A 2596-nucleotide genomic window follows, 5' to 3' on the forward strand; every position below is an offset into this window, starting at 1 on the left:
TGAAGTACACCTGGCTGCCCTTGAGTGCCTATCTCTCGTTTGAACGTCTACATGAAGAGGTACACCGCTTACTCGGTGGTTACGGAACTGATCACGCGATTAATTTTGAATAGGCACTTAGTACCCCTGTCATCGATGCTTTTCGTGAACGTTTTCCTTCCGCGCGCATAGACTATTTAGCGACTGATAAAACATGGCCACTGTTGCAACAACGACCTGTTGATTATTTCTTTTTACTGTCGAGAAGCGCCATTCTTCGACCTTGGCAGTGTGTGACATTATTACGACGTCTACGAGCACAACGCTATGACCTGGCGGTACAAGTGAGTGGAGGATCAACGAGCGGTTTTATAGTGACCCGGTTAATAGGGGCACGGTACACCATGGGTTCAGGTAAAGGTCACCAGCGCTGGTACAGCATTGAGGCGGAAGGTACGTCATCACATGCCTACGATGCCATCGTTAACTTAACACGTCCGCTCGGTGTTGCTTGCCGTAACCGGCCATTGCTCCAGATAACAGAGCAGGAACGCTATCAGGCAATAACGAAAATACAACAGCTAGCCAGCCTTCATAGCGAACAACCACCAGATACAAATTTTATTGCGATCTTCGTAGGCGGGCATCAAAACAAGCGTTGGCCGTTGGAATTTTGGTTAATGCTTATCGATGCCATGGAAGCCCGTAAAATACGCTATATTGTATTTCTTGGACCGGAGGAGTTTAGGCTTCTAGCACCTATTGAGAAGCGTTTGAAGTCATCACTTTATGGCAGCTTATGCTCACCGCTTCCTATCCGCCACTTTGCCGCGGTTTTGGAACGTGCGCGGTTACTCGTGACGCCAGACTCTGGGCCTATGCACTTAGCGGCAGCACTCGATGTCGCCACCATTTCCCTGGTACGCCAAAAAAAATCACTCGCTTTCGTACCACGAGAAGCCTATGACACTATTCTGTGGCACCCAGAAATCAGCACGGTAATAGAAGCCATACGCACTAATCTTAACGGACAAAACGCAACGGATCCCGTTCAATCGGCCTCGGCAACAAATCAACCAACACAGTGGGTAACACCACCACCCAGCGCTGCCCCTTTGCATTCTAGCCACTGAATTAAAGCGCATAACTGTTCGTTAAGTTTTGCACTTTATAGTGACCCTACTGTTACGTTATCGAGAGTACTGTCTTGCCTATTTCAACGACGTCAAAACCCAATGGCACGGGTTTCAAACGCATCTTCCGCGCTTCTATGAATGCAGTATCGGGTTTAAAAGCTTGCTGGATAAATGAGTCTGCCTTTAGACAAGAGGTGATGCTATGCCTCGTCCTCTACCCTTTTTTATTTTTTGTTAATGCCACTTCAGTGGAAAAAGCATTGCTGTTTTCTTCACTCACCCTTGTAGTGATAGTGGAGCTCATTAACTCCGCCATCGAAAGCACCATTGACCGTATTGGACTAGAACATAACGAACTTAGCGGGCGTGCTAAAGACATGGGGGCTGCCGCCGTCATGATGACCATTTTTATGATGATGGGTGTGTGGCTATGCGTGCTGCTCTACTAAATTCTTTCAAACCCGTAGCATCCGCCTGGCTTTTATTTATAATCGCCATGTCAGCCTTCAGCACTCTAAACATAGATTTTACGATAACGGACTTTATATATCGCCTTCAGGGTAATGCTTGGGCATGGAAAAACACCTTAATTACCCAAGATATTCTTCACAAAGGCGGTAAATGGCTAAGCTTGGCGATGGGTTTAGCCACACTCCTCCTATTAATACTAAGCACCGTGGTTACTCGTCTTAAAGCGTATCGCACGCCGCTTTTATATCTTTTTTCCGCAACGCTTCTTTCAGCGCTACTTGTAGCAACGATTAAACACCTAGTGAGCATGGAATGCCCTTGGGATTTAGTTCGCTATGGTGGGGCACGCGACTTTATTGGCTTGCTCAGCATACGGCCTTCCTCAATGCCAGCGTCCGCCTGCTTTCCCGCCGGGCATGCCAGCGCAGGGTATACCTGGATAGCCCTCTACTTCTTTTTTGCCGCCATACGGCCCCACTGGCGATGGGCAGGGCTTGCACTGGGCTTAGGGCTTGGCCTTACGTTTGGGATCACTCAACAGTTCCGCGGGGCGCACTTTCTCTCCCATGACCTCTGGACCGTCATGATTTGTTGGACCGTAAGCTTTGTCCTTTCAAGATTCTTATTACCCCCCAGCGTTCATTAATCTTTTCATATAGAGAGCCTTTCAATGCCCCCTTTGCTGTCATTGCCTTCAAAAATTGTAGGCACCGCTTGGCATTATCGCCCCACATTAAGTACGGAGCAGCTTGTCTTATGGGGTGTTGTCATATTCAGTGTTTTTTACAATGTCCCTTTTTGGCAACAAGCCTTTGCTGGCTATGACCCTCTTGCCGTCCAGACGTGGCTAACCTTTGCCAATATGTTTTTGGTGATGACCTGCCTTAACCCCGCCTTATTCACGAGGGCGCTGATTGAGCGGTCTGAAGGTACTGGCTGTTGGCATTGCTTATCAGGATTCGCATCTTCAGCGCGAGTGGCTGTTGAGTAATGCCAGAACGCAGCCCTTT

General features: G+C 48.2%; 3 protein-coding genes and 1 pseudogene. All 4 read left to right on the top strand.

What is annotated here, in order from left to right; genetic code table 11:
* Positions 1–113 (top strand): annotated as a pseudogene (locus V8L71_RS20450) (IS630-like element ISHsp2 family transposase); the annotation flags it as partial.
* Positions 114–323: 210 nt separating this feature from the next.
* Complete coding sequence (locus V8L71_RS20455; RefSeq protein WP_336275312.1) at positions 324–1112, top strand: glycosyltransferase family 9 protein; 789 nt, start codon at positions 324–326, stop codon at positions 1110–1112.
* 74 nt (positions 1113–1186) lie between these two features.
* On the top strand, positions 1187–1564 hold the full coding sequence (locus tag V8L71_RS20460) for a diacylglycerol kinase (protein WP_022523383.1): 378 nt from the start codon (positions 1187–1189) through the stop codon (positions 1562–1564).
* Positions 1546–2232: a phosphatase PAP2 family protein gene (locus tag V8L71_RS20465; RefSeq protein WP_022523382.1), complete on the top strand. Its 687-nt coding sequence runs from the start codon at positions 1546–1548 to the stop codon at positions 2230–2232. Before V8L71_RS20460 ends, V8L71_RS20465 begins: the two co-directional genes overlap by 19 nt.
* The last annotated feature ends 364 nt before the right edge of the window (positions 2233–2596 follow it).

Source organism: Vreelandella indica, from assembly GCF_037070225.1.
Taxonomy (GTDB): domain Bacteria; phylum Pseudomonadota; class Gammaproteobacteria; order Pseudomonadales; family Halomonadaceae; genus Vreelandella; species Vreelandella arctica.

Coding starts and splice junctions, on each gene's coding strand:
- V8L71_RS20465 (WP_022523382.1), top strand. CDS start 1,546: ATGCGTGCTGCTCTACTAAATTCTTTCAAACCCGTAGCATCCGCCTGG.